The 24,923-nt window shown below is 70.9% G+C and carries 24 protein-coding genes; 11 read left to right on the forward strand and 13 right to left on the reverse strand.

Annotated features, from left to right (window positions below):
* Positions 1 to 166: 166 nt before the first annotated feature.
* A complete protein-coding gene (locus FB471_RS13250; protein WP_141998270.1) occupies positions 167 to 394 on the forward strand; it encodes a hypothetical protein in 228 nt (75 codons plus the stop codon).
* A 43-nt stretch (positions 395 to 437) separates the two neighbouring features.
* Positions 438 to 737 carry a hypothetical protein gene (locus tag FB471_RS13255; RefSeq protein WP_141998273.1) on the forward strand — a complete coding sequence of 100 codons (300 nt, stop codon included), beginning with the start codon at positions 438 to 440 and terminating at the stop codon, positions 735 to 737.
* A gap of 365 nt (positions 738 to 1,102) precedes the next feature.
* Here FB471_RS13255 and FB471_RS13260 read toward each other — a convergent pair whose 3' ends face one another.
* Genes FB471_RS13260 through FB471_RS13270 form a run of 3 tightly spaced genes read right to left on the reverse strand, consistent with a single transcriptional unit; the run spans position 1,103 to position 3,118 of the window.
* Complete coding sequence (locus tag FB471_RS13260) at positions 1,103 to 2,047, reverse strand: molybdenum cofactor biosynthesis protein MoaE (RefSeq protein WP_141998275.1); 945 nt, start codon at positions 2,045 to 2,047, stop codon at positions 1,103 to 1,105.
* Positions 2,044 to 2,529: a cyclic pyranopterin monophosphate synthase MoaC gene (gene moaC / locus FB471_RS13265; RefSeq protein ID WP_141998277.1), complete on the reverse strand. Its 486-nt coding sequence runs from the start codon at positions 2,527 to 2,529 to the stop codon at positions 2,044 to 2,046. The genes FB471_RS13260 and moaC overlap by 4 nt, the downstream gene beginning before the upstream one ends.
* A gap of 10 nt (positions 2,530 to 2,539) precedes the next feature.
* Positions 2,540 to 3,118, reverse strand: coding sequence for a helix-turn-helix domain-containing protein (locus tag FB471_RS13270; RefSeq protein ID WP_141998279.1), 579 nt, complete (start codon positions 3,116 to 3,118; stop codon positions 2,540 to 2,542).
* Between the two features lie 39 nt (positions 3,119 to 3,157).
* On the opposite strand from FB471_RS13270, the gene FB471_RS13275 reads away from it, so the two are divergent.
* Positions 3,158 to 3,691 (forward strand): GNAT family N-acetyltransferase, encoded by a 534-nt coding sequence (locus tag FB471_RS13275; RefSeq protein ID WP_141998281.1) that lies wholly within the window; start codon positions 3,158 to 3,160, stop codon positions 3,689 to 3,691.
* 122 nt (positions 3,692 to 3,813) lie between these two features.
* On the forward strand, positions 3,814 to 4,320 hold the full coding sequence (locus FB471_RS13280; protein WP_141998283.1) for a DUF4234 domain-containing protein: 507 nt from the start codon (positions 3,814 to 3,816) through the stop codon (positions 4,318 to 4,320).
* A gap of 9 nt (positions 4,321 to 4,329) precedes the next feature.
* On the opposite strand, the gene FB471_RS13285 is transcribed toward FB471_RS13280, so the two are convergent.
* Positions 4,330 to 5,727, reverse strand: coding sequence for an NAD-dependent malic enzyme (locus FB471_RS13285; protein ID WP_141998285.1), 1,398 nt, complete (start codon positions 5,725 to 5,727; stop codon positions 4,330 to 4,332).
* 99 nt (positions 5,728 to 5,826) lie between these two features.
* Positions 5,827 to 6,018 (reverse strand): hypothetical protein, encoded by a 192-nt coding sequence (locus tag FB471_RS13290; RefSeq protein ID WP_141998287.1) that lies wholly within the window; start codon positions 6,016 to 6,018, stop codon positions 5,827 to 5,829.
* A gap of 93 nt (positions 6,019 to 6,111) precedes the next feature.
* On the opposite strand from FB471_RS13290, the gene FB471_RS13295 reads away from it, so the two are divergent.
* Complete coding sequence (locus tag FB471_RS13295) at positions 6,112 to 8,361, forward strand: helicase-associated domain-containing protein (RefSeq protein ID WP_141998289.1); 2,250 nt, start codon at positions 6,112 to 6,114, stop codon at positions 8,359 to 8,361.
* A gap of 100 nt (positions 8,362 to 8,461) precedes the next feature.
* Here the strand turns inward: FB471_RS13295 and FB471_RS13300 are convergent, their stop codons facing one another.
* From FB471_RS13300 to FB471_RS13325, 6 genes are all read right to left on the reverse strand, one after another.
* Positions 8,462 to 8,824: a DUF742 domain-containing protein gene (locus FB471_RS13300; protein ID WP_141998291.1), complete on the reverse strand. Its 363-nt coding sequence runs from the start codon at positions 8,822 to 8,824 to the stop codon at positions 8,462 to 8,464.
* A gap of 6 nt (positions 8,825 to 8,830) precedes the next feature.
* Positions 8,831 to 9,253: a roadblock/LC7 domain-containing protein gene (locus FB471_RS13305; protein WP_141998293.1), complete on the reverse strand. Its 423-nt coding sequence runs from the start codon at positions 9,251 to 9,253 to the stop codon at positions 8,831 to 8,833.
* 509 nt (positions 9,254 to 9,762) lie between these two features.
* On the reverse strand, positions 9,763 to 10,371 hold the full coding sequence (locus FB471_RS13310; RefSeq protein ID WP_141998295.1) for a GTP-binding protein: 609 nt from the start codon (positions 10,369 to 10,371) through the stop codon (positions 9,763 to 9,765).
* On the reverse strand, positions 10,352 to 11,128 hold the full coding sequence (locus FB471_RS13315; RefSeq protein WP_170220799.1) for a DUF742 domain-containing protein: 777 nt from the start codon (positions 11,126 to 11,128) through the stop codon (positions 10,352 to 10,354). Before FB471_RS13315 ends, FB471_RS13310 begins: the two co-directional genes overlap by 20 nt.
* Positions 11,129 to 11,164: 36 nt before the next feature.
* Positions 11,165 to 11,626, reverse strand: coding sequence for a roadblock/LC7 domain-containing protein (locus tag FB471_RS13320; RefSeq protein ID WP_141998299.1), 462 nt, complete (start codon positions 11,624 to 11,626; stop codon positions 11,165 to 11,167).
* Between the two features lie 2 nt (positions 11,627 to 11,628).
* On the reverse strand, positions 11,629 to 14,742 hold the full coding sequence (locus tag FB471_RS13325) for a nitrate- and nitrite sensing domain-containing protein (protein WP_141998301.1): 3,114 nt from the start codon (positions 14,740 to 14,742) through the stop codon (positions 11,629 to 11,631).
* Positions 14,743 to 15,371: 629 nt separating this feature from the next.
* Between FB471_RS13325 and FB471_RS13330 the strand changes: the two genes are divergently transcribed.
* From FB471_RS13330 to FB471_RS13350, 5 genes are read left to right on the forward strand one after another with little or no spacing between them, the layout of a single operon-like run.
* Complete coding sequence (locus FB471_RS13330) at positions 15,372 to 16,400, forward strand: ABC transporter substrate-binding protein (protein ID WP_246076389.1); 1,029 nt, start codon at positions 15,372 to 15,374, stop codon at positions 16,398 to 16,400.
* Between the two features lie 24 nt (positions 16,401 to 16,424).
* Positions 16,425 to 17,192 (forward strand): ABC transporter permease, encoded by a 768-nt coding sequence (locus FB471_RS13335; RefSeq protein ID WP_141998303.1) that lies wholly within the window; start codon positions 16,425 to 16,427, stop codon positions 17,190 to 17,192.
* The gene (locus FB471_RS13340) at positions 17,189 to 17,998 is read left to right on the forward strand and encodes an ABC transporter permease (protein WP_141998304.1); all 810 of its coding nucleotides are present in this window, start codon (positions 17,189 to 17,191) and stop codon (positions 17,996 to 17,998) included. Before FB471_RS13335 ends, FB471_RS13340 begins: the two co-directional genes overlap by 4 nt.
* Positions 17,999 to 18,000: 2 nt before the next feature.
* Complete coding sequence (locus tag FB471_RS13345; protein WP_141998306.1) at positions 18,001 to 18,888, forward strand: ABC transporter ATP-binding protein; 888 nt, start codon at positions 18,001 to 18,003, stop codon at positions 18,886 to 18,888.
* Positions 18,885 to 20,072, forward strand: a complete 1,188-nt coding sequence (locus tag FB471_RS13350; RefSeq protein ID WP_141998308.1) for an acyl-CoA dehydrogenase family protein — start codon at positions 18,885 to 18,887, stop codon at positions 20,070 to 20,072. Before FB471_RS13345 ends, FB471_RS13350 begins: the two co-directional genes overlap by 4 nt.
* Before the next feature lie 25 nt (positions 20,073 to 20,097).
* Here the strand turns inward: FB471_RS13350 and FB471_RS13355 are convergent, their stop codons facing one another.
* Positions 20,098 to 20,760, reverse strand: coding sequence for a copper homeostasis protein CutC (locus tag FB471_RS13355; protein ID WP_170221006.1), 663 nt, complete (start codon positions 20,758 to 20,760; stop codon positions 20,098 to 20,100).
* 82 nt (positions 20,761 to 20,842) lie between these two features.
* Entirely contained in the window at positions 20,843 to 23,632 is a 2,790-nt protein-coding gene (locus FB471_RS13360) for a sensor histidine kinase (protein WP_141998310.1), read from the reverse strand.
* A 218-nt stretch (positions 23,633 to 23,850) separates the two neighbouring features.
* On the opposite strand from FB471_RS13360, the gene FB471_RS13365 reads away from it, so the two are divergent.
* The gene (locus tag FB471_RS13365; protein ID WP_141998312.1) at positions 23,851 to 24,819 is read left to right on the forward strand and encodes an ABC transporter substrate-binding protein; all 969 of its coding nucleotides are present in this window, start codon (positions 23,851 to 23,853) and stop codon (positions 24,817 to 24,819) included.
* The last annotated feature ends 104 nt before the right edge of the window (positions 24,820 to 24,923 follow it).

The following is a 24,923-nucleotide window of genomic DNA, read 5'->3' on the forward strand; positions in this document are numbered from 1 at the left end:
CGGATTACGCAGAAGGCTCGGACTCGCGGTCCTTGACCCCAGTCAGGAAGCGGCCAACGGCCCGTTCATCGAGGCCCCGGTCCCGCCACCACCCATACCGGGGCTCCCCCTCGAGCCGTGCGCACCGGGGCAGACACAAGCCCTCTCGCAGGAGAACCTGGAGGCCATGGCCGCGCACAACGCCCTGGTCGACAAGTACAACGCCAAGGCGGCCGTCTACAACGAGTGCAAGGCCATCGTTTCCACCGCCCGCACCATGAAGGAGAACGCCCACCGCGCGCTACGAGAGGTGATGGGCAAGATCGAGTCCGGGCTCACCGAAATGATGAACCTCACGCGGCATTGTCGATGGCGGCGCGCTCGGCGCGGCAGGCGCGGACGCACACACCGGTGAGCCCTTCCCGCCGCACGGCCCCGGGTTCAGGAACGACAAGGGCGTGGCGACCGAGCACGACCCCGGCCGCTCCACCAAGCTCTCGCGCAAACCCCGACCGCTGGAGAGCATGGGGCCAGTGCTCGCTTGGCATCGGCACAGCCGCCTCGCCAACATCAAGGTCTACTTCGTGTCACTCGGGATTCTTGCCGTCGGATTCACACTTATCTCGCTGTTCCGCGGAAGCGGCCTTGACATGTTGACCGCTTGGCCGGTGTGGGTAGTCGCGGCCATCGGCGCTTACCTCATGTCCAACCCGTTCAGCTACCAGACGACATCGGCGGGGGCGGACTGGATCACATAGGACTACAACCGGCGCTGGTACCAGCGCCGTGCCCGATCGAACCACCTCAGGACCTACGAGCTCACCCGCGTCGAGGGCTACGCCGCCGGCGGGATGCTGCACATCCGGTTCGAGGACCTGGAGGGACGTGGCGCCGACCGGCAGGTCGGCGACCTCCAACGCGTCCGGCGGATCCGGGATCTCTTCTACAACGGGGTACTCCACTCCGTCGCCAACGGGGCCGAGATCAACCGGACCGCCGTCGAACTGCTCAGCCTGGCCAGACGCCCGCGCTGCGGTTGCGCGACCAGCGCACCGAGCAAACCGGTGCCGACGGTGGCGCAACACACCCGCAGGATTCGGACGCGAGCCAGTAGCCGACGTCGTCAGGGGGAGTTGACCCATTCGTCGCTGCCGTCGGTGAAGCGCTGGTGCTTCCACACCGGCAGCCGTGCCTTGACCTCGTCCACGAGTTCGGCGCAGGCGGCGAACGCCTCGGCGCGGTGGTCTCCGGCGACCGCGCAGGCCAGCGCCACGTCACCGACCTGGAGCGCGCCGAGCCGGTGGCTCACGGCCACCGCGCGCAGGCCCTGCCTGCGGCCGGCGACCTCGGAGACCACCCTGGCCAGCACGTCGCCCGCGCTCGGGTGGCCCTCGTAGTAGAGCGAGGTGACCGCGCGGCCCTCGTCGTGATCCCGTACCACCCCGCCGAAGGTCACCACGGCGCCCGCGGCGGGGTCCTCCACCATGGCCGCGTGCTCGTCCACGGACAGGGTCGCCTCGGTCACCGCGGCCAGCGCGACCCGGACCGGGGCCCCCGCGGGCTCCGGTTCGTCGGGCCCGCCCGAGCCATGCACGGCGTGGTCGCCCCCGGCGAGTTGGTCCACCGCGTGCTCGAGCACCTCGGCCAGCACCTCGAGCCCGTCCTGCACCCCGCCCCGGGAGCCGGGCAGGTTGACCACCACGGTCCGGCCGGCGACCCCGGCAAGACCGCGGGACAGTATGGCGGTGGGCACCTTGTCGCTGCCCGCCGCGCGCACGGCGTCGGCCACCCCCGGCAGTTCGTAGTCCAGCAGCGGCGCGGTCGCCTCCGGCGTGCGGTCGGTCGGCGCCACCCCTGTTCCCCCGGTGGTGATGATGACCTGCGGCTCCCGCTCGAGGCAGTCCCGCAGCGCCGCGGCCACCGGCTCGCCGTCCGCCACCACCAGCGGCTCGGGAACCGCGTAGGAGCGCTCGCTGAGCCATTTCGCGATCACCGGACCGGTCCGGTCGGCGTAGACACCGGTGGCGGCCCGGTTGGACGCGACGATCACGCGCGCCGTCCTCTTCATCGCTCATCCCCTTCCGGACGCCGCCAGGGGCCCGCCTTGCCGCCGTCCTTGCTCTCCAGCCGCACCCCGTCCAGCGTGGCGGCCGGGTCGACCGCCTTGATCATGTCGTGCACCGTCAGGCCGGCCACGGCCACGGCGGTCAGCGCCTCCATCTCCACCCCCGTGCGATCGGTGGTACGCGCCGTCGCCCGGATCTCCACCGCTCGCTCGCCCAGTGTGAAGTCCACGTCCACCCCGGAAAGGGCGATCGAGTGGCACAGCGGGATCAGGTCCGGCGTGTGCTTGGCACCCATGATGCCCGCGATCCGGGCCGTCGCGAGGGCGTCGCCCTTGGCAAGACCGCCCTCGGCGAGCAGGCCGATCACCTCCGCCGTGGTCCGCAGCACGCCACTGGCGACCGCGGTCCGCGCGGTGGCCTCCTTGCCCGACACGTCGACCATCCGGGCCGCACCCTCGTCGTCGAGGTGACTCAGTTCTGCCATACCGAGAAGGCTAGAGGTCCGGCCATGGTGAACGCTTGGCCAGTGCGACCAGGTACCGGCAGGGCTCGGTGGCCGGGTTTCCGAACGAGGTCGGGGCCGGCGGGCCGAGCTGGAGGCAGTCGCCCGCTTCGAGCTCGTGCACCACCTCGCCCTCCTGGAAACGCAGGTGGCCGCGCAGGATCCAGAGCTGCTGGTACTTGAAGACATAGGCCTCGGCGCCGTAGCGGACCTCCGCGCCCGGCGGCAGCTCCACCTCGACCAGCTCGAGCGGGCCGCCCGCGGGCGGGGACACCGCGCGGCGCCGGTAACCGCTGTCCGGGTCGGTCCAGGTGGGCTGGTCCGCGGCGCGCATCAACCGGTCGCCCTCGGTGCCCTCGGCGCGGGCGATGAGCTCGGACAGTGTCAGGCCGAGGGCTCCGGAGAGCCGACCGAGCAGCGCGGCCGTCGGCTGCGCCGCGCCGCGTTCGATCTTGCCGATCATCGCCCTGGAGACCCCGGAACGCTCGGCAAGCGCCCCGGCGGAGAGATTGCGGGCGAGCCGGGCGGCGTGCACGGTCGCCGCCAGCGAGGCGGAGAGTGGATCCGACATGCGCCTACTATAGTGCCACCAAAGGCTATGATAGTAGCCATGGACGCCGGAAGTTGGAAGATCCGCGACGCCTCCGCCCGGGACGCCGAGGCCTGCGCGGCGATCTACGCCCCCTATGTCACCGATACCGCGATCTCGTTCGAGAGCGAGCCGCCCTCGGTCGCCGAGATGGCCGAACGCATCGCGGCCGCGACCCGCACGCATGCCTGGCTGGTGTTGGAGCACGCGGGCACGATCGTCGGATACGCCTACGGTGGCCCGTTCAAGTCCCGCGCGGCCTACCGCTGGTCCTGCGAGGTCAGCGTCTACCTCGACGCGGGGCGGCGGCGTGCCGGCGGGGGCCGCGCGCTCTACCGGGCGCTGCTCGACCGCCTGGCGGAGCGCGGTTTTCGCACCGCCGTCGCCGGGATGACCCTGCCGAACGAGGCGAGCACGGGCCTGCATCACGCGATGGGCTTCGAACCGGTCGGGACCTGCCGGCGGATCGGCTGGAAACACGGCGCCTGGCGCGACGTCGCCTGGATGCAGCGGTCACTGACTCCGAGCGAGGAACCGCCCGTCGAACTCCGGTGAACCGCTCAGCGAGTGGTCGGTATCGAAATTGACCGAAAGCCCACATGGCGACCCGCCGTGCGATAGAACACGGGGCCGCGCATAAAAATCTCTGAAGTGCCCGAAAACTCGAAAGGAACCGGATGTCCCAGAATCCCTACGAGCAGCCAGCGCAACCGATGCCGCCGGACGGCGGTCTGCCGCAGGCGCCCATGCCCGGCCCCACCGGCCCTGCACACCAGGAACCGGTGGCCTCCGGAATCGCGATGAAGCAGCGGCACCCGGTGACGGTGTGGCTGCTGTGGCCGCTGATCACGCTGGGGATCTACCACCTGGTGTGGTACTACAAGATCCACAAGGAGATGGCCGAGTTCGACCGGCGGCGCGCGGTCCCGGTGGCCGGGCCGATGCTGGTCCTGCTACTGCTCGGCTGGACCGTCATCGCCCCGCTGGTCAGCTACTACAACTGTGGCAACCGGATCCGCAACGCGCAGCGCGCGGCCGGGCTGCACGCGAGTTGCTCGCCGGGAATCGGCACCCTGCTGATGATCGTATTCGGGCTCGGCATTCTCTATTACCAGATCGAACTGAACAAGATCGCCAGCTCCTACGGCGTTCCCGAGGGGCAGCAGGTCCCGCTCTGGGTGTGACCGGGACGCTCAGCTCTCCTGAGCCTCCCTGCGCACGGTGGCCTTGACCGCGTCCGCCACCACGGGCGCCACCGCGGAGTCGAACACGCTGGGCACGATGAACGACGCGTTCAGCCTGCCGTCGTCCACCACATCGGCGATGGCGTTGGCGGCGGCCAGCAGCATCTCGTCGTCGATGTGGTGGGCGTGCGCGTCCAGCAGCCCGCGGAACACCCCGGGAAAGGCGAGCACGTTGTTGATCTGGTTCGGGTAGTCGCTGCGGCCGGTGGCCACGACGGCGGCGTGCTGCTGCGCTTCCAGCGGGTCGATCTCCGGGTCCGGGTTGGCCAGCGCGAAGACCACGGCGTTGTCGGCCATGGTCCGCACCTGCTCGGCACCGAAGAGGTTCGGGGCGGACACGCCGATGAACACGTCCGCACCGACCAGCGCCTCGTGCAGGGTGCCGGAGACGTTGTGCGAGTTGGTTTTCGAAGCCACCCAGCGCAGGTTGTCATCCAGGTTGGACCGTCCGGAATGGACGATACCGTCGATGTCCACGGCCACCACGTCGCCGGGGTTCTTCCGCAGCAGCAACCGGATGATCGCCGAGCCGGCCGCGCCCACCCCGCTCACCACGATCTTGCACTGCTCGATCGGCTTGCCGACCACGCGCAGCGCGTTGCGCAGCGCGGCGACCACGACGATCGCGGTGCCGTGCTGGTCGTCGTGGAACACCGGGATGTCCAGCCGCTCGCGCAACCGTGCCTCGATCTCGAAACAGCGCGGTGCGGCGATGTCCTCCAGGTTGATCCCCGCGTACACCGGGGCGAGCGCCTGCACGATGCGGATGATCTCCTCGGTGTCCTGGGTGTCCAGGCACACCGGCCAGGCGTCCACATCGGCGAACTTCTTGAACAGCGCCGCCTTGCCCTCCATCACCGGCAGCGCCGCGGCCGGACCGATGTTGCCGAGGCCGAGCACGGCCGAGCCGTCGGTGACCACGGCGACGGTGTTGCGCTTGATGGTGAGCCGGCGGGCGTCCTCCGGGTTGGCCGCGATGGCCTGGCAGACCCTGGCCACCCCGGGAGTGTAGGCGCGGGACAGGTCGTCCCGGTTGCGCAGGGCGACCTTGGGGTTCACCTCCAGCTTGCCGCCGAGGTGCAGCAGGAAGGTGCGGTCGGAGATCTTGCGCACCCGGACGCCGGGCAGGCTGTTCAGCGCCGTGGTGATGTCCTCCGCGTGGTCGGCGGAGGACACGTTCGCGGTGATGTCCACGACGATGGCATCGGAACGGGACTCGACGACGTCGAACGCCGTGAGCACGCCGCTCACCTTGCCGACCGCCGTGGTCAGGTCACCCGCGGCGCTCGCCGACGGCGGAGCCTCGACTCGGACGGTGATCGAATAACCGGGACCGGGAACCGGCATGGGCTCAAACCCCCGCATGGATGCTTCGGCTGGTTGCCGCCAAACACTAGCGCGGGCCACCGACGCCACGAGCAGCGCATATGCCCGACTCGCGAGTAACTACTCCCGCCAGTTGATCTCGGTGTCAGGGTGCACGTACGGCACGCGCTTCAGCGGGAAGGTCATGTCCCCGAACGGGGACAGCGCGCCCTGCCGGTCGGCGGCCAGCTCGGAGACGGGGTGCTCGCCCTCGGCCGCGTTCGGCCACGTGGGGTCGATCCGGTCCTGCTTTCCGTTGTCGGCCTTGGCCACGTCATCCTCCCGAACGAGTGTGGTGAACCAGGTCCAGTGTGCACGACCAGCGGGCGACGAGCACCACCGACCACCCCCGTATCCTCGGGCATGATGCCCGCGACCTCACTTGCGGACTGGCTGCGCTCGGTCTCCGACGAGGCGCTGGCCACGCTGCTGCGCAACCGGCGCGACCTGGCTACGCCGCCACCGGCGGACGCAGGCGTGCTCGCGACCCGCGCCGGTACCCCTGGCTCGATCGCCCGCGCCTGCGAGGACCTGGACACCTTCACCCTGGCCGTGCTGGAAGCCCTGCTGGTGGCCGATGCCGATACCGAGCCCACCACCCGCGACCACCTCGGCGAGTTGCTCGGCAGGCAGCCGGGCCCGGCGCTGGACCGGCTGCGGGCGCGGGCACTGGCCTGGGGCGAGGACGGCGCACTGCGGGTCGCCCCGGCCCTGCGCGAGGTACTCGGCTCCTTCCCCGCCGGGGTCGGGGCCTCGGCACCGGCCCTCGCCGCGGCCGATCGCGCCGAGCTGGACGGCCTGCTCGAGCAGGTCGGGGCGGATGAGCGTGCGCTGCTCGGCAAGCTGGCCGACGGGCCGCCGGTCGGCCGCACCAGGGACGCCGCGGCCGAGGTCCCGCTGGCCGAGGCCGGTACCCCGGTGCAGCGCCTGCTGGCCCGCGGGCTGCTGCTGCGCCGCGACGCGGAGACCGTGGAGCTGCCGAGGGAGGTGGCGATCGCCCTGCGCGGTGGGCGGCTGTTCACTGCGGAGACCCTGGACGAGCCGGAGCTGCCGATCACCGCGCACGAGCGCACCACGGTGGACGAGGCGGGCGCGGGCGAGGCCATGGAGCTGCTGCGCCGAATGGAGAGCCTGCTGCTGGCGTGGTCCGCGCAGCCACCGCCGGTGCTGAAGTCCGGCGGGCTCGGCGTGCGGGAGCTGCGCAGGCTGGCCCGCGACCTCGAGGTGCCGGAGCCCACGGCGACGCTGCTGGTCGAGCTGGCCGCGGGCGCCGGGCTGGTCGCCGACAGCGCCGCCGGCACCCCGGAGTGGGTGCCGACCACGCTCACCGACAGCTGGCTGGCCTCCCCGCCCGCCCAACGCTGGGCCACGCTGGCGCAGGCATGGTTGGACCTGCCGCGGCTGCCAGGGCTGGCCGGGCAGCGGGACGCGAAGGACAAGCCGCTGGTCCCGCTCGCCGAGGAGCTGCGCAGGCCGCAGGCGCCGGTGGGGCGGCGCCGGGTGCTGAACGTGCTGGCCGAGCTGCCCGCCGGGGCGGGCGTGGACAGCGTGGAGGCACTGGTGCGGGTGCTCGCCTGGCGCGCCCCGCGCCGCGGCGGCAGGCTGCGGGACGAGGTGGTGCGGCAGACCATGGCCGAGGGCACCGCGCTGGGGCTGGTGGCGCACGGTGCCCTGTGCACCGCCACCGGCGCGCTGCTGGCGGACGACCGGCCCGGCGCGGTGGAGGCGATGGTCGAGGCACTGCCGACGCCGGTGGACCACATCCTGGTGCAGGCGGACAACACGGTGGTCGCGCCGGGACCGCTGGAACCCGACCTGGCCGCCGAGGTGGCGGGCGTCGCCGAGGTGGAGTCGGCGGGGCACGCCACGGTCTACCGGGTCACCGAGACCTCGGTGCGGCGGGCACTGGACACCGGGCGCACCGCGGCCGAGCTGCACGAGCTGTTCGCCACCCGCTCGGCGACGCCCGTCCCGCAGTCGCTCACCTACCTGATCGATGATGTGGCCCGCAGGCACGGCCGGCTACGCGGCGGCGCCGCGGGCTCGTTCCTTCGCTGTGACGACGAGGTACTGGTGGCGGAGGTGCTGAACAGCGCCGCGGCCAGGGAGGTGGAGCTACGCCGGATCGCCCCGACCGTGCTGATCAGCCCGTTCCCGCTGGCCGAGGTGCTGGACGAGCTGCGCAAGGTCGGGTTCGCCCCGGCCGCCGAGGGCCCCGACGGCCGGGTGATGGACCTGCGCCCCGCGGGCAGGCGGATCCCGCCGAACGCGCCCCGGTCCCGCCCGGTGACCACCGAGCAGGCCGGGATCAGCCAGGAACAGCTCACCGCCGTGCTCGCGCACCTGCGCGCCGGTGACCGCGCGGCGAGCAGCAGGCGTGGTTCCGTGACGCGGCTGCCGGGTGGCGGTGGCGCCGACACCTCGGCCACCCTGGCGCTGCTGTCCCGGGCCACCAGGGAACAGCGCGAGGTCTGGATCGGGCTGGTCGACTCGCACGGCACCGCGAGCCAACGGGTGGTCACCCCGGTGCGGGTCGGCGGCGGGGTGCTGGAGGGCGCCGACAGCGAGCGGTACCCGCTGCACCGGATCACCTCGGCCGCGCTGGTGGAGGATTGACCCACTGACATGCCCTGAACGTGGCTTTCGAGACGCTAGGCGCCGCGAACGGCACGATTGAGACGTTGAACGCCCGGAACGCCACGTTCAGGGAACTCGGTTAGAGGGCGCGCAGGCCGGCGAGCACACGCTCGAGGAACTCCTGGGAGGAGCGGTCGCCGACGAAAAGCCCCGGCTGGTGGATGAGCACGAGCCCGGCGTCGGCGAGGTCGCCGATCAGCACCTTCACGACGCCGAGCGGCAGCGCGAGGTGGGCCGCGACCTCGGCCACCGAGCGCGTCTCGGTGCACAGGTCGCAGATGCCGCGATGCGCCACCGAGGTCGCGCCCTCGTGCCGCCTGCCCTGCTCACTGGTGGACACCAGCGCCTCGATCTCGAGATCGCGGTCCGGCCGGGTACGCCCGCCGGTGCGGGTGTAGGGCCGTACCAGCGAGCGCTGCTCGGCGCGTCTCGGCATCTCCATCGGCGGCTACCCGCGCACGCCGCCCTGGAGCTGCTCGCGCAGCTCCGGCGTCATCTGCTGGCCCACCCGGTCCACCAGCATGGTCATCTCGTAGGCGACGGTGCCGATGTCGCAGGTCGGGGCGGCCAGCACGGCCAGGCAGGAACCGTCACTGATGGACATCAGGAACAGGTAGCCCCGCTCCATCTCCACCACGGTCTGGTTCACGTTGCCCGCCTCGAAACAGCGGGCCGCGCCCTGGGTGAGACTGATCAGCCCGGAGGCGACGGCGGAGAGCTGCTCGGCACGCTCCTGTGGCAGGCCCTCGGAGTTCGCCAGCAGCAGGCCGTCCGCGGACACCACGACGGCGTGCGCCGCGCCGGGTACCCTGCGTACGAAGTCGGTGATCAGCCAGCCGAAGTTGCCCGCCTGCTGGGCCGAACCTGCCACTGTTCCTCCATCGTTCGTTCGGCGCCGGACAAGCGTGGCCGTACCCGGAGACGCCTGTGCTCTATTCCAGTGTCGGGCTATTCAGCTGGTACCGGGCGTCACCTCGTACGGTGACCCGCACCGACCGCTCGCGCGGGCCTGGCGGCCCGGGGTCGCTGGGTCGGTCCTGAACAGCCCTCCTTCGCTCGCTGGATCCCCTCGGCAAGGGTATTCATCAGGACAACACTGTCGAGCCCACTCCCCTTGAAATGATCGACACCAAGGGTGTATGAACCAGCGCGGACCGCAGCACAATGACCTGGATCACAGGTGTGGTCCAACCGGGTGACGGCTAGGTTTCAGCAGGTCAGCACGGAAAAACAGCGGGGACAGTGCGGGGTCGGCGCCGCAGACCGGGCAGATCATGCACGGCGGAGGCGGCTGTTCGGCCCACGGAAGGGATCACCCCGAATTCTCGGAGTTCACCCCAACGGCCGCACCCATCCGGGAGGTGACCCCGGCAGGCCGGGTCAACCGGCGCTGAGTGCGGTGTCGTGCGCGATGGCGTGCTGCACGACCGAGATGAGCACCTGCTTGGTCGACTCCCGGTCCCGCGCGTCGCAGGCCATGATCGGCACCGAGGGCGCGATGGTCAGCGCGTGCCGCACGTCCTCGATCTGGTGGTGCAGCAACCGGTCGAAGCAGTTGATCGCGACGATGTAGGGCAGCTTGCGGTTCTCGAAGAAGTCGATCGAGGCGAACGCGTCGGACAGCCGCCGCGTGTCCACCAGCACGACCGCCCCGATGGCGCCGAGCGCGAGGTCGTCCCACATGAACCAGAACCGGTGCTGCCCCGGCGTCCCGAACACGTAGAGCACCAGGTCGGAGTCCAGCGAGATCCGGCCGAAGTCCATCGCCACCGTGGTGGTGACCTTGTTCGGCGTCGCCGAGACGTCGTCGACCGACACGCTCGCCTCGGTCATCGAAGCCTCGGTGGTCAGCGGGTCGATCTCGGAGACCGCTCCGACCAACGTGGTCTTGCCAACCCCGAACCCGCCGGCAACCACGATCTTGGCCGATGAGGTGGGTCCTGCCGCTGCCGACGTGTTCGCGTCGGAGTCAAACTCTCCGAAGCCCACTGAGCACCCTTTCCATGAACTCGATACTCGGCCGGTCACCGGAGGCGGCGCTCGCGGTATGCACGAGCACCAGCCCGAGGCCGGCCACATCACCAACCAGCACGCGCACGACACCGAGCGGAAGCCGCAGCAGCGCGGCGACCTCGGCGACCGAGCGCGTATCCAGGCACAGGTCACAGATCGACCGGTGTTCCGGGACACGAACGCTCCCGGTGAACCGGCCCCGCTCGCTCGTCTGCACCAGTGCCTCGATGGCGAGGTCGTATGTCGGCCGCGTGCGGCCGCGTGTGCGAAAGTACGGTCGGACCAGTCCCGAGCTGGGCTCGGGTTCCTGGCTGGCCTGGCGTGGAAAGCCGGGGATGGACTGCTCCGGTGGCTCCGGGTCGAGGGAGCGCTCGCCGAAGGCGACGAACCCCTCGCGCGGCTCGTCGAAGCGACCCTCGAGCTCGCCGTCCCTGCCACGGGAGACGCCGTACAACTCGGCACCGGGACCGCTGAGCAGCCGATCCCGGTAGTCACCAACGTCGAAGCTCGCCGGGTCGCCTGCCGTGCCCGATTCGGCGTGGTACAACCAGTCCTCGCTGCCGCTTACCGAGCCGTAGGCCTGGTCCTGGTCGTAGCCACGCGCCCGCCACGACCGGTCCCGCCAGTCGTCCCAGTCTTCCCCAGCCATGTCGTTGTCCGATTCGTCCGGCCACCGTGCCACGGAATGGCCACCACCGAGCTGTCGATTACCGCGGAAACGCCCTGAATCCACATCCTTCTCCTCGGCCGCGCTCGACCGGCACGCCTGTCATCGCCGCACCGAACCCTGCAACTGCGCCCGCAGTTCGGGCGTCATCTGCTGGCCGACCCGGTCGACCAGCAGGGTCATCTCGTAGACGACGAGACCGATATCGCTGTCCGGCGAGCCGAGCACCGCGAGGCAGGACCCGTCCGAAACCGACATCAGGAACAGGAACCCGTTGGCCATCTCGACCACGGTCTGCGCCACCGAGCCACCCTCGAACACCTGCGCGGCACCCCTGGCCAGGCTGGTCAGGCCGGAAGCCACCGCGGCGAGCTGATCGGCCCGGTCCTTGGGCAAACCGCGGGAGGCCGCCAGCAGCAATCCGTCCGCGGAGACCACGACGGCATGCGCCGCGCCAGGAACACGATGAACGAAATCCGTGATGAGCCAAGCAAAACTGCCCTGCTGTGCCGGCTTGCCCTGCTGTTTCGGCCCACCCGGCTGCGCTGCACCCGCCCGTTGCACACTCACTCCTTAGCCCCGTGTTCGGCAGATCGATCGCCCGTGCCCTGGACGCCGCCCCGCCCGTTGACACCCACGGCATCGGGCCGGTAGGTGGAGTCGGTCACGTCATCGTCCTCTCGGAGCGCATGCCTGCCGCTCTGGTAGCCACGCTGGAAACTCACCATCCGGTTCCGTGCCGCCGCCGCGGACCTGGCGATAGCGCCCTCACCCGGCTGTGCCGACGTGGTATCGGTGAAGGCATTGCTCTCCGAGGGAGACACCGAGCCCGGCACCAAGTATGCGTTGGGCACCCGCTTGGGCAGCCCGGCCGGGGTGACCTCCTCGTTCTTCGACTCGAGCAGCGACTGCGCCGCCTGCCAGCCGTTGTCGGACACGCTGGTCCACTCCGACGCCACGGCCGCTCCCTCCGGTTCCTCCGCCGCGTCGGCCCGCTGCTGCTCCTGCTCGGGTTCGGCATCGGCGTAATCGTCCTGCTCGACCGGTTCCTCTCCCTCCTCGCTGAACCAGCGCGACAGCACCGACTGGTAGATCGGCAACCGTTTGGTCGGGACGTCGTCGTCCAGCGCGCTGCCGTCCCCGTCCACCTCGTCCTTGGGCCACTCCGGCGCCACCGGGACGTAGCGGGGTTCGTCCGCGGGCAGCGACAGCATGTACGACGTGTCCTCCGCGGACAAGTCCGTCGCTTCCTCCCTCGCGTCCTCCCTGCGATGGGCACCGGACGGCCGCTCCTCGTACTCCGCCGGCTCCCTCGGCCTGCGCGGCGGCGGCAGCGGTGGTGGAGCGGGCGCGTCGTCCGGCGCCGAGCTCAGGAACGGGCCCGCCGCCTTGGACGCGCCCCCGCCGACCAGGTCGTCCAGGCTGATCGGCTGGTCCAGCGGCTTCAGCCCGGCCTGCTCGACGACCTGGGTCTGTTCCTCCGGATCCGGTTCGGGGACCGGCGGCAGGGTCGCGGGCGGGGAGGAGGGCGGCCCGCCCGGGTCCGGCGACGCCTGCGGTGCGGGCGGCTCGGTGGGCAGGGAGGACACCGACCGCACCGGGGGGATCGAGGGCAGTGACGGCGAGGAGGACTCCTCGGGCCGCTCCGGCGCCGGCGCGCGTAGCTGCTCGGGGCCGAAGGACTCGGTGGAAGGCGTGGCGCTGAGCAGTTCGGCCGGCACCACGATCCGGGCGATCACCCCGCCCTCGATGTCCTCGTTCTCCCGCAGCCGCACCTCGATGCCGTGCCGCTGGGCCAGCCGGGCGACCACGTAGAGGCCCATCCGCCTGGTCACCGACACGTCCAGGTCCGGGGGGTCGGCGAGGCGCTCGTTGGCCTCGGAGATCTGGTCCTCGCTCATCCCGACGCCCCGGTCGGTGATCTGGACGGCGAGCGCCTTACGCCTCGTCACCACGGCGCGCACGCTGACCTTGGTCTCCGGCTCGGAGAAGTAGGTCGCGTTGTCCAGCAACTCGGCCAGCAGGTGCACCAGGTCGTGAATGGTGCGGCCCTGGACGGCGACCTCCGGCACGGTGCCGACCTCGACCCGCGCGTACTGCTCGATCTCCGACACCGCGGCGCCGATCACGTCCGCGGACGGGACCGACCTGGTGACCGACTTGGCGAGGCCGGCACCGGAAAGCACCAGCAGGCTCTCGCCGTTGCGCCGCAACCGGGTGGCAAGGTGGTCCAGCTCGAACAGGCTGGCCAGCTGGTCCGGGTCCTGTTCCTCGGCCTCCAGCCGGTCGATCACACCGAGCTGCCGTTCCACCAGCCGCTGGCTGCGCCGGGAAAGGTTGACGAAGATGCGGTTCACGTTCTCCCGCAGCAGGGCCTGCTCGGCGGCCATCCGGATGGCTCGCTCGTGCACCACGTCGAAGGAGCGGGCGACCTCGCCGATCTCCTCGCGGGTCTGCACCGGGACCGGGTCCACCGCGCCCCGGGACGCCTCCATCGGGTTCGGGTCGGCGAGGATCCGGCGCACCGTCTCCGGCAGCCGGACGTAGGCGACCTCCAGCGCGTTGGTCCGCAGCGTCCGCAGCGGGCTGAGCAGCGAACGCGCGATGATCAGCATCAGCGCGAGCGCCGCGATCAGCGCCGCCAGCACGATGCCGGAGAAGACCCAGGCCGACTCGGTCGCGTTCGCGGCGAGGGTCTCGGCCCGGCCACGCAGCTGGCCGAGCAGCTCGGACTCGACCTCGCGCATCTTGTCCCTGGTGGCGGCGCCGTCGTTGGTGAGGGCCTCGTTGTTGATGTTGAGCTGTTCGCCCTCCGCGTCGCGGACGAAGGCGGCCAGCTTGATCCGCTCGCGGTTGTCCACCTCGGTACCGCTGACCGTGTCCGAGTACAGCTGCTGCTGCGCCGGGCTGGCGTTGGCCAGGAAGTCGTCGATCCCGGCCCGCGCGCCCGCCTGCGCGGCGAAGGTCCGTTCCAGCAGGTCCGCGGGGAACTGGTTACGCCCGGCCGCGATGTGCAGCGCGGCGTTCTCCTTCGCGGTGGCCTCCTTGGCCTCGCTGAGCGACTGGACCAGGGTGCCCTGCCGGAGCAGCTCCCGCTCGGTGACCGCGGCGTTCACCTCCCGGCCGAGCTGGACCAGCGCGTCCAGGATCGAGTTGTACGCCACGAAGGCGGCCATGTCCGGGTAGTTGGTGTTGCTGATGGCGTTGCGCAGCGCCGAAAGCGCGTCCAGTCGTTGCAGGCCCCGCGCGTATCGCGCGTTGGCCGCCGGGTCGTCGGTGTCCAGCTCGTCGGCCGCCGACCGCAGGTCGCGCACGGCCGCGTCGACCCTGGCGATCTGCGAGTCCAGCGCGGCGCGCTCGAGGGAGCCGCTCGCGACCCGGTCCACGGCGAGGGTGCGCTCCGCCTGCAGGGCGTGCACCACCGCGGTCAGCCTTGCGGCGACGTCGACCTGGTCGACGGTCTGGCCGAACTCCTCCGCCCGGTTCAGCTCGTCCGCCGTGCGCAGGCCACCGAGGATCACCGCGGTGACCATCGGCACGATCAGCACCGCGGCGAGCTTGGAACGTAGTCGCCAGTTACGCAGCTTCCATCGGGAGCCACCCGGCTCCGTTTCATGCGCACGGTCGTCCTGCTCGGTCGCGGGAGTCCCGCCTACCTCCGCGGCTTCTGTCCTCGGCACCGCTCTATCACCATCGTTCTCCGAGCTGGATACGAACCCGGGTTCGCCACCAGGCACTAGCAGCACACTCCCTGCATGCGAGCCGACCGCCGGTCACGTGGACGGGATCGGTTCAGCGGCAGCATTGCGTCGCGGGCGCGCGCCGGTCAACCTGGCGCCGTCATACGCGTTCACCGGTTAGGGCCATCCCTCCGAAAGCGTCCAAGGATGGACCGACGACACGCACGTCCACGGCGTCGCTGGGCCATTCAGTCACTCTCTTATCACTACATTGGTGGTCTATACCTGGCTGCAGGTACAGAAGGTAGCGAAGTCCGCGCGGTGATGTAACCCTCACAGGTTCGTCACCGAACATCACAGTGACCGTCCAAGACCGTCCAGGGACGCATCGCGCTGCAGTCCTCGCCAACTTCAAGCCAGCCGAGAGTAAAGCAGATCACATCCAAGTGCATCCGATCGAGTGATGCAAGATACCGAGAGAATTAGTGTAGGCACCGATTGTGATGGGGACCTCCGGTCTTTAGAGTGTCCCGCGTGGTCCCCCGGGAAGCACTGGCCAGTGCTGTCCGGAACCCGCAAAATCCAACCCATCCCCACCTCATCTCATCTCATCCCACGAGGAGTTGGCTTTGCTTCGAAACGCCACCAGGACCGTGCGGTCCCGCAGCCGCCGCACCAGACTGGGCATACTCGCGACCTCGCTCGTCATGCTGGCCTCGGTCAGTGGCTGCGGCCTACTCGGTGGTGAGTCCGACGATTCCTCCGGTGGTGGCGACGGCCCGCTGGAGCAGTCCAAGCTCACCGTCTCGATCATGCCGACCATCGACCTCGCGCCCCTGCACCTGGCGATGAAGAACGGCTACTTCAAGGAAGAAGGCCTCGAGATCGAGACGGTCAGCGCGAAGAGCGGGCAGGCCTCGCTGGCCAAGCTGATCGGCGGTGAGGTGGATATCGCCTACAGCAGCTACAGCCCGTTCTTCCTTGCGCAGTCGAAGGGAGCCGCGAACCTCAAGTTCGTGGCCGACGCCTCCTCCGCCGCGCCGAACAGCACGCTGATCATGGCCATGCCGGACTCCAAGGTCCAGTCGGTGCAGGACCTCGAGGGCAAGCGGGTTGGCATCACCGCGCTGGGCACCATCATCGAGGTGCTGGTGAAGTCGACCATGCAGGCCAACGGCGTGGACTTCAACAACGTGGAGTGGGTGGAGATCCCCTTCCCGGACACCGCGGCCGCGCTGCAGAACGACCAGGTCGACGCGGCCTTCCTCACCGAGCCGTTCATCACCCAGGCGGAGAAGAGCGTCGGGGCGGTGCCGGTGGCGGACACCGCCAAGGGGCCGACCAAGGACTTCCCCACCGCGGGCTACGGCTCCTCGGCCGACTTCGCGGACAAGAACCCGGAGACCATCGCCGCGTTCCAGCGGGTGATGCAGAAGGCGACGAACGAGGCGCTGGCCGACCGGAGCAAGATCGAGCCGCTGCTGGTCGAGCACAGCAAGATCGACGCGGACACAGCCTCGCTGGCCACCCTGCTGACCTTCCAGTCCGCGCTGGACCCGCAGCGGCTGCAGCGCGTGCCCGACCTGCTGCTGGAGTTCGGGATCATCGAGCAGGCCGTGGACGCTTCGCAGATGATCGCCCAGCCGTCGGCGGACTGACCCGAGACAGGCGCTGACGCTGACGTGCGACCGTTCTACCGAAATCTGGCCGGCCTGATCGGCTTCTTCGCGATCTGGGAAGCAGTCGTTCGGGCCGGCCTGGTGCGGGAGGTCTTCCTGCCGCCACCGACCGTCGTGTTGACCAGCCTGGTGGAGTTGATCGGCCGGGAGTCCTTCCTGCGCGACATCATCGCCAGCCTGCTCGCCTGGGCGATCGCCATGTTCGTCGCGATCGCCGTCGCCGTCCCGGCCGGGTTGCTGCTCGGCAGCATCCCCGGGCTGCGGGTCGCCACCAGGGCGATCGTGGAGTTCCTGCGCCCGATCCCCTCGGTGGCGCTGATCCCGCTGGTGATCCTGGTGATCGGCGGCGGGCCGGAGGCCAAGATCACGCTGGCCGTGTACGCCTCGCTGTGGCCGATCCTCTACAACACCATCTACGCCTTCGACGAGATCGACCCGTTGCTCATCGACACCGCGCGCTCCTGCGGCACCAGCAGGGTGCGGATCCTGCGCACGGTGGCGCTGCCGCACGCGGCGCCGTTCATCTTCACCGGGATCAGGATGTCCGGCGCGATCGCGCTCATCCTGGTGGTGAGCACCGAGTTCATCGCCGGGGCGCATCGCGGGATCGGCAACTTCATCCTGGAGGCAAGCGGTGGCGCGGGCCGGATGGACCTCGTGCTGGCCGGGACCGTGGTGGCCGGGCTGGCGGGCTACCTGATCAACGAGGGCCTCGAACGCGTCGGCAGGCGGCTCTTCCGCTGGAACACGGCCGAAACGGAGGCGACGTGAGGTACGTTCTCGGCTTCCTGCGCCGCTGGTCGCTCTTCATCGGTGCGGCGGTGCTGTGGGAGCTGGCCACCCGGGCCGCGGGCAGCACGTTCTTCCCCCCGCCGACCAGCATCCTGGCCAGCGCGGCCGAGCTGTGGTTCTCCGGTCCGGCAGCCCAGTTGTTCCTCGGCGACCACGTCTTCGAGGACATCCTGCCCAGCCTGAGCCGGGTGCTCGGCGGCTGGGCGATCGCGGTGGTGCTCGGGGTGGGGCTGGGCACCGCGCTCGGCCGCTCGCGCACCGGGATGGACTACGTGGGCCCCCTGTTCGGTTTCATCAGGGCGATCCCGCCGCCGACCCTGATCCCGGTGTTCCTCCTGCTGTTCGGGCTCGGCACCGGCATGCAGCTGATCACCATCGTCTTCGGCGCGTTGTGGCCGATCCTGCTGAACACCGTGGACGGGGTCCGCTCGGTGGACCGGACCAAGCAGGAGACCGCCCGCTCCTTCGGCACGCCCCGGCACTACTGGATCGGCGGGGTGGTGCTGCCCGCCGCGCTGCCGAAGATCTTCGCCGGGCTGCGGCTGAGCCTTTCCATCGCCTTGATCCTGATGGTCATCTCGGAGATGGTCGGACCACCGCACGGGATCGGCGCCCAGCTGATCGCCGCCAAGCAACACTTCGAGTTCCCGGCCATGTGGTCGTGGATCGTGCTGCTCGGCGCCCTCGGCTACGGGCTGAACGCACTACTGCTCGTGGTGGAGCGCCAGGTGCTCAGCTGGCAACCGAGCCGCGGCGCGGAACAAACCCAGACCAGGGGAGGATGAACATGCCGACCATGCTGGAGGTGCAAGGCCTCGGCCACCGCTACGGCGCCGGCGAGAACGCGCACGTGGCCGTGGACGACCTCTCGTTCACCGTCGAGGCCGGGCAGTTGGCCTGCATCGTCGGGCCGTCCGGCTGCGGCAAGTCGACCCTGCTGCGCTGCGTGGCCGGGCTGCTCCAGCCCACCGGCGGCGAGGTGAAGCTGCACGGCGACCTGGTGTCCGGGGTGCCCGCGGATCTCGCGGTGGTGTTCCAGGACTACAGCCGCTCGCTGTTCCCGTGGCTTTCGGTGCGCAAGAACGTCGAGTTCCCGCTGCGCTGGATGGACCTCGGCCGCGCCGAGCGCAGGGATCGGGCCCAGGAGGCGCTGGAGTGGGTCGGTCTCGGCGAGGCGGGCGGGAAGTACCCGGCGCAGCTGTCCGGCGGGATGCAGCAGCGGGTGTCGATCGCGCGGGCGCTGGCCCGCCGTCCCTCCCTGCTGCTGATGGACGAGCCCTTCGCCTCGGTGGACGCGCAGACCCGGTTCGAGCTGGAGGACCTGCTGCTACAGGTGCGGAAACAGCACGGGAGCACCGTGCTGCTGGTCACCCACGACATCGACGAGAGCGTGTACCTCGGCGACCGGGTGCTGGTGCTGTGCAAGTCGCCCGCCTCGATCATCGCGGACCTGCCCGTGGACCTGCCAGCCGAGCGGGACCAGATCACCACCCGGGCCTCCGCCGGGTTCGTGTCCATGCGCAGCGAGGTGGCGCGGCTGCTGCACGGCGGCGAGCCCGGCGCGCGCAAGGCGAGCGCGGCCGAGGTCGCCGCGGCGGATCTCGAGGAGACCGACACCGCAACCGAGCTCGCCGGCTCCGCGGCCAGGGACACCGAGGCGGAGCTGCGCAAGTGACAGAGGATCCGCAAACGGCTGACCCGGTCGCGATCGCGGGCAGGCTCGCGGACACCTTCGCCGAGCGCGCCGCCGAGCACGACAGCGGCAACACCTTCCCGTTCCGCAACTACGCGGACCTTGCCGAGGCCGGCCTGCTACGGCTGTCGGTTCCCACCGAGCTGGGCGGCCTCGGCGCGGGGCTGCCCGAGATCCTGCCGGTGCTGGAGCGGCTGGCGATGGGCGACGGCGCCACCGCGCTCGCGGTGACCATGCACATCTCCCCGTTGGGGCAGTGGGCGAGCGTGTGGCGCCGCACGAAGAGCCCGCGCCTGGAGGAGCTGCTACGGATGGCGGCCGCGGGCAAGCTGATCTGGGCCTCGGTCACCGGGGAAATGGGCCTGGCCAACAACATGACCGACGCGCGCACCACGGCGACGCGGGTGCCGGGCGGCTTCACGCTGAGCGGAAGGAAGAGCTTCGCCACCAACACCTCCGTCGCCACGCACTGCTCGACCACCGCGCGGTACGAGGAGGCCGAGGGCGGGCCGCGGCTGTTGCTCTGCCAGATCGCGCTGGACCAGCCCGGGGTGCGGGTGCACGACACCTGGAACACCATGGGCATGCGAGCGACCCGCAGCGACGACCTCGAGCTGACCGAGGTCTTCGTCCCGGACGACCGGGTGGTGCACTCGCTGCCGGTCGGGCACCTGGACGCGCGCGTGCTGGAGACGGTGTGGGCGTGGGCGATGCCGGCGTTCTCCGCGGTGTACACCGGCATCGCAGCGGGGGCACTGGACTGGGCCGCGCGGCAGCTCGTCCGGCGTGGGCGGGAGACCGACCCGGTGCTGCAGGACCTCATCGGTGAGTGCCAGATCCTGGTGGAGAGCTCGCGCGCGCTGATCCACCGGCACGCGGGCGAGGTGACCGGCCGCGAGCTGTTCGAGCACGGGGTGCAGCAGGGCATCGCCCGGTGCGCCCTGGTGAAGTACACCGCGAGCAACAACGCGACGAAGGTGCTGCAGCGGCTGGTCGACGCCCTCGGCGGTGCGGCCTACAGCAAGGACCTGCCGTTCGAGCGGATGTGGCGGGACGTGCAGGCCGGCACGTTCATGCCGATGGGCAACCTCGCGGCGCGCAAGCTCATCGGCGCCAGCGTGCTCGGGGTGCGGACCGCCCCCACCGTCGACTTCGACACCCCCTAGCGAACCGTGGAGGTACCGGTCCGGCCTAGGAACTGCTGACCAGCTCCGCCCAGCGGCGCACCGCCTCCGCGTCGAGCGATTCGGTCCAGCCACCCTGCCGGACGGCGCCGCCCACGTGGAATGCGGTGACTCCGGCGGCGCGCAGCGGGGCGATGTGCTCGGCGCGCAGGCCGCCCCCGGCCAGCAGCCGCGGCCCCTCCCGCCGCGCGGCCAGCTCCCGCAACAGCGTCCGGCCGCGCTCGACGCCCTCCGGATGGCCCGCGGTGAGCACGGTGTCGCATTCCGCCTCGACCAGCATGGCGTGTGCGGCACGGGGATCGGCGGCATGGTCCACCGCGCGGTGGAAGGTCCACCGGCAGCCGGGGACGCTCTCCGCGAGCGCTCGGCAGGCGGCCAGGTCGGGCTCACCGCCTGGGGTGAGGAAACCGAACACGAACTCGGCGGCGCCGGCCTCGGCCAGGTCGGCGGCGCGCGAGCGCAACCCGTCCAGCCCCACGGGCCGGAACGAGTCCTCCGCCCGCAGCATCACCCGGACCGGAAGGTCGGTCGCGCCGAGCACCTCCCGCACCACCGCGGCGCTCGGGGTGAGCCCGGCCACCGCCATGTCGGTGACCAGCTCCAGCCGATCCGCGCCGCCCTTCTGGGCCCGTTCGGCGTCCTCCGGCCCGAGCGCGATCACCTCGAGCAAGGCTTCGGTGCTTGCCCGGAAACGCGCGGCACGATCCTCGTTCGGCACGGGCTCGGGCGCCCTACCACTGGTCACGAACAGCTCACCGTCCCTGTCCTCTCGTCGACCGCTCCACGGCCCGCTGGTGCCGGCCGCGCTGCCGGCCACTCTGCAGGCTCGCCATGCGCAGCCGTACCGCCTCCGGTGCCATGGAGATGACCGGACCCTCGTCCATGGCCGGGGTATCGGTCGCGCTCGGGATCCGTCCCTCGCGCGGCACCCGCCGCGGCAGCCCCGCCGCGGTCAGGCCGCCGTCCTGGACAGTCTCCCCGGTGTCCGCGGCGGGCCGCTCCGCGGGCACCGCTCCGGCTGCCGCGGAATCCTCCGGCCAGGCGTACGACTCCGGGTCGTCCTCCGCACCGGGCCACCGGCGCGGCTCCTGCCACAGTTGCTCGGGCACCGTGATCGGGTCGGATGGCCGCGGCAACCGCTCGATCTCCTCGGTGTCCGCCTCGGCGAGGTCCTCTGCCTCGCCCCCGGTGTCCTCCGCGGCGGGCTCGCCCCGGATCCGGGTGAGCGCGTCCAGCCCGGACCTGTCCGCGTCCTCCTCCCCCGCGGCGACCGCCTGGAACCACTGGGCCAGGACGGCCTGGTAGGCAGGCATCCGCTCGGTCGGGACGTCGTCCTCGAGCGGGTGTGCGTCGTCATCGTCCTCGGTCGGCCAGTCCGGCGGCGACTCCGGCTCCACCGGCGCCCGGCGCGGCGGGCCGTGCTCGGCGAGCGAGCGGGCGAGCGGGGATTCCGGCTCCGGTTCGGGCTCCGGTTGGAGTTCGGGCTCGACGGGCTCCCGCTCCGCTTCCTCGACCGGCTCGGGCTCCGGTTCGGCGGGCTCGGGGGAGACCTCCTCGGGCGGTGGCGGCGCCCCGAGCAGCGCGGCCGGCACGATCACGGTCGCGGTGAGCCCGCCCTGACCGGACTCGGCCAGCCGCACCCGGATGTCGTGCCTGCGCGCCAGCCGCGCCACCACGTACAACCCCATCCGCCGGGAGACCTCGACGTCCACCTCGGGCGGCTCGGCGAGCCGGGTGTTCGCCCGCCGGATCTCGGTGGGTGGCATCCCGGCGCCGCGGTCGGTGATGTCGATCCGCCAGTCCCCGTCCGGGGTGATCGAGCTGGCCACCGAGACCATGGTGTCCGGCGGGGAGTACTCGGTGGCGTTCTCCAGCAGTTCGGAGACGACATGCACCAGGTCGCTCACCGCGTCGCCACGCACGGCGAACGCGGGCGTGGTGGCGACCTCGATACGCCGGTAATGCTCCACCTCGGACAGTGCGGCGCCGATGATCTCGTCAGTGGCCGCCGCTCCCGCGGCCGCGGGGCCGAGGTCCTGCCCGGACAGCACCAGCAGGTTCTCACTGTTGCGCCGCATCCGGGTGGCGAGGTGGTCGAGCTCGAACAGCCCACCGAGGGTCTCCGGGTCCTGCTCGTCGGCCTCCATCCGATCCAGCACCGACAACTGCCGCTCGACCAGTTCCTGGCTACGCCGGGAAAGGTTGGCGAACATCGAGTTGACGTTCTCCCGCAGCAGGGCCTGCTCGCCCGCCAACCGCACGGCCTCGCCGTGCACCGCGTCGAAGGCCCGCGCCACCTGGCCGAGTTCCTCCCTGCTGAACACCGGGACCGGCGCCACCCCGCGCCTGCCCTCCCTGCTCGGGTCCGGATCGGCGAGGATCTCGTCCACGGCCGCGGGCAGCCGGTGCCCGGCGACCTCGAGGGCGCTGCGGCGCAGTGTCCGTAACGGCCGCAGCAGTGAGCGTGCCACCACCGCCGCCAGGATCCCGGCGACAATCAGCACCCCGAGCATCACCCCGGCGCCGCGGATCGCGTCCTCGCGTGCCCGCGTCGCGAGCAGGTCGGAACGTTGCTGTACCTGCACCAGCATCGCTTCCTGGACCTGGTTGGCCAGGTTGACGGTGTACGTGGCCGCGGTCTCCCAGCGTCGCGGGTCCAGCCCGGTCAGCGGTTCGCCGTTCTCGGTGCGGTTGAGCACGGCCTCGACCATGTCGTTGCCGTTGTCGACCACCAGGCCGATCACCGTGTCGTCGTACATACGCCGCTGCTCGGGCGTGGCGAGCTTACCGAAATCGTTGCGTGCCGCGGCCAGTTCGGCCTCGGCACCGAGCAGCGCCCGCTGCCCCTCCTCGGAGAGGTTGCCGCGGGCCAACCCCTCGGCCACCACAGCCCGCTTCACCGACATCAGGTCCTTGACCCTGGCCAACGCGTTGGTGGCCAGCCGCGTCCTGGTCAGCTTCCGGTCGGTCGGCTCGGCCGCGGCCTGGTCCCCGATGTCCAGCAGCCCGGTGATCAACTCGCCGTAGGAGCGCCGTACCCCCGTGGAAGGCAGGGCCGAATGCTCGCTCGCGTACCGCAGCCCGATCAGCGTGCCGAGCCGGTCCTCGGTCTGCTCGAAGCTCGCCACGGCCTGCTCGGACAACCGGGGGCGAACCTCGGCCAACGCCCGGTCGAACTCACCGACCGCGGCGTTCACCCGCTCCCGCTGGGTGTTCAGCTCCGCCAGGTCACCCTGCCGGTCGGCGGCGACATACCGGACCGAGAGGTCGCGTTCGCGCTGCAACCGGTGCACGAGCGCGGCCACCCGCTGGTCCACCTGGACCCTGGTGGCGCCCTCGGCGAATCGGGTGGCCTGGGCGAGGTCCGACCTGATCCGCAGGCCGACCAGCACCACAACCGCCAGGGTGGGGATGAGCAGCACCGCGAGCAACTTGCTGCGCAGCCGCCAGTTCCGCAGCCGCCATCCGCCGCCCGCCTCCCCGGCTTCCTCCTGTTGCCGACCCGCTGGCGGGGGTCCGCCCCCTCGGCTACGACGGGTCACCTGGCTTCCTTTACCAACCGCTGCGCCTTCTGCGTCGCACGACGCCACGCCACACAACGTCCCGAAGACACCGTGCGTAAACCTACTGAACAGTAATAACACTCGGGGTGGCTCAGCAGCCAGTCCTCACCCGAACGACGTGCCGGGCGATGGTATTGGTTCCGACCGCCTAAGCTCCACAACGAAACCACATTCTCTCGGTACATGGGAGCCACCACATGAGGGCCGGCGCACGCTACTTGGTGCTGCCGGTGGTAATCCTGCTCATCTTGAGCGGTTGCTCACTGTTCAGCACGAAGCCGGACGAAAAACCCATACCGGAGCAACAAAAACTGCGGGTGGGTGTGGGTAATCCCATCGACACCGCGCCGCTGCGGCTCGCGGTCGCGCGGGGGCGCTTCGAGCGGGCCGGCCTGACCGTCGAGCTCGTCGAGCAGGCGAACCAGGACGAGGGCATGGCCCAGTTGCGGGCCGGCGAGCTGGATGTCGCCTTCGCCACCGATGTCGCCTGGTTCGAGGCCGCGAGCGAGGGCACCGAGCTACGGCTACAGGGCGAGGCGTACACGGCGGGGCGCGGCACGATGGCGCTGATGACCCTGCCGGGGTCGATCTACCAGGAACCGATGGACCTGCTGTCCCCGCGGATCGCGGTGGACGCCCCGGCGGGCCTCGGCACGCTCACCACCCGCTCGACACTGGGAGCCGCGGGCGCCGAGGTCGACCGGATCCGGTTCACCCGGACCGCGCCGAGCGAGATGGCGGAGGCACTGCGGCGAGACGAGGTGCACGCCGCCTGGATGGTCGAGCCCTACCTCACCGAGGCACAGAAGGATCTGGGCGCGACGGTGCTCGCGGACACCGCACGCGGCGCGACCACGGACTTCCCGATGTCCGCCTACGCCGCCACCACCGAGTTCGCCAGGACGAACCCGCGGACCCTCGCGCTGTTCCGCCGGGTGCTCGGCGAGGCGCAGCAGCATGCCAACGACCCCACGGTGGTGCGCGCGGCGCTGCCCGAGCTCACGGAGATCGACGAGACGACCGCCTCCCTGGTGTCCCTCGGCGACTACCCGGTCTCCCTCAACGGGGTGAGGTTGCAACGGGTCGCGGACCTCATGCACAGCTCGGGCATGCTCCCGGGACGACTGGACGTGCAGCCCCTGCTGCCGGAGCGGGGGCTCGGGTAGCAGGGTGGGGCGTCGACCCACCGGTCCGCACCGGCGTACAGTGCCGGCTCCGGTTGGTTTGCGCAGGTCAGACCAGCCGGGCAACGCAGGCCGCTTCCGTCTCC

Source organism: Amycolatopsis cihanbeyliensis (assembly GCF_006715045.1).
In the GTDB taxonomy this organism is placed as follows: domain Bacteria; phylum Actinomycetota; class Actinomycetes; order Mycobacteriales; family Pseudonocardiaceae; genus Amycolatopsis; species Amycolatopsis cihanbeyliensis.

What these genes read in the sequence shown, in the direction of transcription:
- FB471_RS13285 (WP_141998285.1), bottom strand. Translation starts at nt 5,727, where the DNA reads ATGCCGGTTCCCGGTCCCGGTTATTCGATCACCGTCCGAGTCGAGGCT.
- FB471_RS13250 (WP_141998270.1), top strand. Translation starts at nt 167, where the DNA reads ATGGCCGCGCACAACGCCCTGGTCGACAAGTACAACGCCAAGGCGGCC.
- FB471_RS13300 (WP_141998291.1), bottom strand. Translation starts at nt 8,824, where the DNA reads ATGGAGATGCCGAGACGCGCCGAGCAGCGCTCGCTGGTACGGCCCTAC.
- moaC (WP_141998277.1), bottom strand. Translation starts at nt 2,529, where the DNA reads ATGGCAGAACTGAGTCACCTCGACGACGAGGGTGCGGCCCGGATGGTC.
- FB471_RS13345 (WP_141998306.1), top strand. Translation starts at nt 18,001, where the DNA reads ATGCCGACCATGCTGGAGGTGCAAGGCCTCGGCCACCGCTACGGCGCC.
- FB471_RS13270 (WP_141998279.1), bottom strand. Translation starts at nt 3,118, where the DNA reads ATGTCGGATCCACTCTCCGCCTCGCTGGCGGCGACCGTGCACGCCGCC.
- FB471_RS13295 (WP_141998289.1), top strand. Translation starts at nt 6,112, where the DNA reads ATGCCCGCGACCTCACTTGCGGACTGGCTGCGCTCGGTCTCCGACGAG.
- FB471_RS13365 (WP_141998312.1), top strand. Translation starts at nt 23,851, where the DNA reads ATGAGGGCCGGCGCACGCTACTTGGTGCTGCCGGTGGTAATCCTGCTC.
- FB471_RS13275 (WP_141998281.1), top strand. Translation starts at nt 3,158, where the DNA reads ATGGACGCCGGAAGTTGGAAGATCCGCGACGCCTCCGCCCGGGACGCC.
- FB471_RS13260 (WP_141998275.1), bottom strand. Translation starts at nt 2,047, where the DNA reads ATGAAGAGGACGGCGCGCGTGATCGTCGCGTCCAACCGGGCCGCCACC.
- FB471_RS13280 (WP_141998283.1), top strand. Translation starts at nt 3,814, where the DNA reads ATGTCCCAGAATCCCTACGAGCAGCCAGCGCAACCGATGCCGCCGGAC.